Here is a 3,834-nt window from a genome sequence, read left to right as displayed (position 1 = left end):
ATCCCAATTTTTATTATTCTATTCATAGGTAACCCTCCTTATTTGTTTGCGGTAATCCCACAATACTATGAATTTTTATTTCTACTCAAAGTATAATGGTAAATCCACGATTGAACAATTAAGGAGAGTTACTTTTTTTGTTTCCTCCTCGTCATTTCATATTGTCTATAATCATAAGAAAAAGGTGGAAATTGAATAATTCACCTTTTTTAAAGCGCAAAAAAAGAGCTGTAATGATTACATTACAACTCTCGTTAATATTAATAGTTACCCTGAGCAATCATGGCATCTACAACTTTTTCAAAACCTGCAATATTTGCACCTTTGATTAAGTCATAACCTAAGCCATACTTTTCGGCTGCTGTAACAGAGTTATTGTAGATATCTACCATGATAGTATGTAGTTTTGCATCTACTTCTTCTTTAGTCCAGCTATAACGCATTGAGTTCTGACTCATTTCAAGTGCAGAAACTGCAACACCACCAGCATTTGCTGCCTTTGCAGGACCTAAAGTACCTTCATGACCTGTGAAGTATGCGATAGCTTCTGGAGTAGTAGGCATATTAGCACCTTCGATAATATACTTACATCCGTTTTCTACTAACTTCTTAGCATCTTCTTCTTCGATTTCATTCTGTGTTGCACAAGGGAATGCCATATCACACTTAACACTCCAAGGTTTTTCTCCTGGATGGAATTCAGCACCGAACTTTTCAGCATAGTCTTTTAACTTAACATCGTTCTTAGTTCTGATTTCAACAAGGAAGTCCCATTTTTCCTGAGTATTGACACCTTCTGCATCATATACATAACCATCTCTACCAGAGATAGTAACAACCTTAGCACCAAATTCAGTTGCTTTCTGAGCAACACCCCATGTAACGTTACCATATCCAGAACATGCAATAGTCTTGCCTTCATAGCTGTCATTGAAATGTTTTAATACTTCATTACCATAATAAACAGCACCAAAACCAGTCGCTTCAGGACGAATTAAGCTTCCACCAAATGGTAAAGCTTTACCAGTTAAAACACCGTTTTCATAAGCATCTTTAATTCTCTTATACTGTCCAAATAAGTATCCGATTTCTCTTCCACCTACACCGATATCACCAGCAGGTACGTCTACGCTAGGACCGATATGACGGTATAATTCAGTCATGAATGACTGACAGAAACGCATTACTTCAGCATCGCTCTTACCTTGTGGGTCAAAGTCAGAACCACCTTTACCACCACCGATAGGTAAAGTTGTAAGAGAGTTCTTTAAGATCTGTTCAAGACCTAAGAATTTAATAATACCTAGGTTTACTGAAGGATGGAATCTTAAACCACCTTTGTAAGGACCGATTGCGCTAGAGAACTGTACACGGTAACCTCTGTTCACAATAGTCTTACCTTCATCATTAACCCAAGGGACTTTAAACATAATAACTCTTTCAGGTTCAGTAAATCTTTCAAGGATAGCCATATTTTCATATTCAGGATGTGCTTCAATAACTGGTTCCAAACTCTTTAAGATGTTTGTAGCCGCTTCGATGAATTCTGGCTGATCAGCATTCTTTTCTTTTAATTCTGTTAAAACCTTATCAACATATTTCATAACGAAATCCTCCTTAAATTAATTATATTATGCGTATAATAGAATTTCTATAAAATAAGAAATTATTATCACAAAGATAAAGCAAGGATTAAGGTGATAAAAAGCATGAACTACACTTTGTGAGTATACTTTAGGATTGTGATTATTGAAAACAATTTATATATAAAAATTGGTAAATTATTTACTAATATTATTTGTATCAGTATAATATATAGTGCAGAAAGCGTTTACATTTATTTGGGTGAAAATGGCAGAAAACCCCCACATCAATATAAAAATGTAGTCGTTTTGGAATATCTGGAGATTTCTTGGCAAAACATATGAGAACAGATTACTTTGATTCAAGTGGATTATATGATTTATATAACTACATTTCCAAAAAGACGCAAGCATTCTATATTGATGTTAAATATAAATCTTAATGTATAGAGGTATAATTTTATGAGTACTAAAACAATAAAATTTCTTTTCTGTTTTGTTATCTATGTGATTTTATTTATTGCAGTTTCTTTTTATCCTGATCAAACAATTGTGGCAATCCCCATCGCAGATACGCTATTTGAGTTTGTTTCAATACCAACATTTTTCCACTCATCTCTTTTAATTCCATTTGTTGGAAATACAGTGTTACTTATCTACTTCTTTAAGGATGAAATTAAAAACTTCTTCAAATTCTAGGTTAAAAAAGCGAATTATTAGTATATACATAATAATCCTAACTTATAGCAGGGGTCCTGGGAGATAGCGGAAGCTATCTCTTTTCTAATGTTTTTAAGTGCATCTAGAATATGAAAAAGTATTCATCATGCAAAAGAGAATAACCTTTTTAGGAGAGTATATATGAAAAAGTGCTGTAACGCTCAAGGTAGTAGTCAATACTGTCTATTCGTTACAGCCCAAAGATTTTTGAATCAGTTTAGCTATGCAATCTTTTCACCTTTTAATAACTTATAAACGATATAAGCGACTAAAGCACCAATAAGTGGTGATAATAAGAATACCCATAACTGATTAAGTGCAGTGCCTTTACCAAGTATCTTCATAATAACTGCTGGACCAAATGATCTTGCAGGGTTAATAGAAGCACCAGTAAATGGGATACCTAAAATTGTGACAAGTGTTAATGCACCACCAATTAATAATCCAGATAGTCTTTCTAATCTTTCATCATTTACTACATGTAAGTACACTGATACAAATACAAAAGTTAATACAGCTTCTATAAGAATAGCACCCTTTACATCTAATGAAATCATACTTAAAGAACTATATCCTGTTTGTCCAACACCTAAAGTTGTGATAGATACACTAGGAATACATTTAAGAATACCAAGTAGTAATCCACTTGCAAGAAGTGCACCTAATAGTTGTGCCACAATATAAAGGAACATTTCTACGAGAGAGATAGCTCCATTAAAATACATTGCGATAGACACTGCTGGATTGACATGTGCTCCTGAAATAGAAGAGAACATATAATAAACGAATGTCATTGCAAGACCAAATACAACTGCAATACCGATAATACCTGCTACTGTACTATATGTAGAACCTAATCCTGTAGATCCAAGTAATGCATAAGCTGTAGTACCTAGAAATACAAGTAGGAAAGTACCAAGTAGTTCGGATAGAAATTTCTTGATTTTCATTGAATACCTCCAATATTTTTATGAAATGAGTGTAAGACAAATTCAATAACTTGTCAAATGGTCCTAATCCATGTAGAATGTGAAAAGGTGATAAAATGAAAAAATTCAAAGATTTTAGAGTAACAGTATTTATGATTATTATGATTCCTGCATTACTCGCATTATCTATTTATTCCAAAGTTGTATGGCATTCTCAGATGCGTTTTGTCTTAGCTCTTATTATGACAATCACTATCGCATTAATCTGTCTTGCTGGCTATAATCTTCACTTATATAGCGATATTATCATGATATATACATGGAAATATGTCGCATTACTTCCAGAAATGATTGAAGTAAAGGATATTAAATCAATCAAGGCAGTAAGTAAACATAAGATTAAGATTACGCATAAGTATATTTCTTATGCTTATGTGAGTAATAGTGAAGAGTTCATGGAAAACTATCAATTATTACAGGAATCTGCACAAGAACAAGAGAATATGTAAAATCATGTGAAATACCGAACCTTTAATTTTTAAGGGGGGTCAATAAAAAACTCGCTTTAAATATTTGGGGGTTTCCACTTGTAAAGGGCAGTC

General features: G+C 33.2%; 4 protein-coding genes. 2 read left to right on the top strand and 2 right to left on the bottom strand.

What is annotated here, in order from left to right:
• Positions 1-260: 260 nt before the first annotated feature.
• On the bottom strand, positions 261-1,604 hold the full coding sequence (gdhA, locus tag EAI80_RS12325; RefSeq protein ID WP_129982273.1) for an NADP-specific glutamate dehydrogenase: 1,344 nt from the start codon (positions 1,602-1,604) through the stop codon (positions 261-263).
• A gap of 441 nt (positions 1,605-2,045) precedes the next feature.
• On the opposite strand from gdhA, the gene EAI80_RS12320 reads away from it, so the two are divergent.
• The gene (locus EAI80_RS12320; protein ID WP_129982272.1) at positions 2,046-2,282 is read left to right on the top strand and encodes a hypothetical protein; all 237 of its coding nucleotides are present in this window, start codon (positions 2,046-2,048) and stop codon (positions 2,280-2,282) included.
• A gap of 242 nt (positions 2,283-2,524) precedes the next feature.
• On the opposite strand, the gene EAI80_RS12315 is transcribed toward EAI80_RS12320, so the two are convergent.
• Positions 2,525-3,253 carry an aquaporin gene (locus EAI80_RS12315; protein ID WP_129982271.1) on the bottom strand — a complete coding sequence of 243 codons (729 nt, stop codon included), beginning with the start codon at positions 3,251-3,253 and terminating at the stop codon, positions 2,525-2,527.
• A 95-nt stretch (positions 3,254-3,348) separates the two neighbouring features.
• On the opposite strand from EAI80_RS12315, the gene EAI80_RS12310 reads away from it, so the two are divergent.
• Positions 3,349-3,741: a hypothetical protein gene (locus EAI80_RS12310; RefSeq protein ID WP_129982270.1), complete on the top strand. Its 393-nt coding sequence runs from the start codon at positions 3,349-3,351 to the stop codon at positions 3,739-3,741.
• Positions 3,742-3,834 lie beyond the last annotated feature (93 nt).

This window comes from Catenibacterium sp. co_0103, from assembly GCF_004168205.1.
GTDB classification, from domain to species: domain Bacteria; phylum Bacillota_I; class Bacilli_A; order Erysipelotrichales; family Coprobacillaceae; genus Catenibacterium; species Catenibacterium mitsuoka_A.
This window is presented reverse-complemented; position numbering and strand designations above follow the sequence as displayed.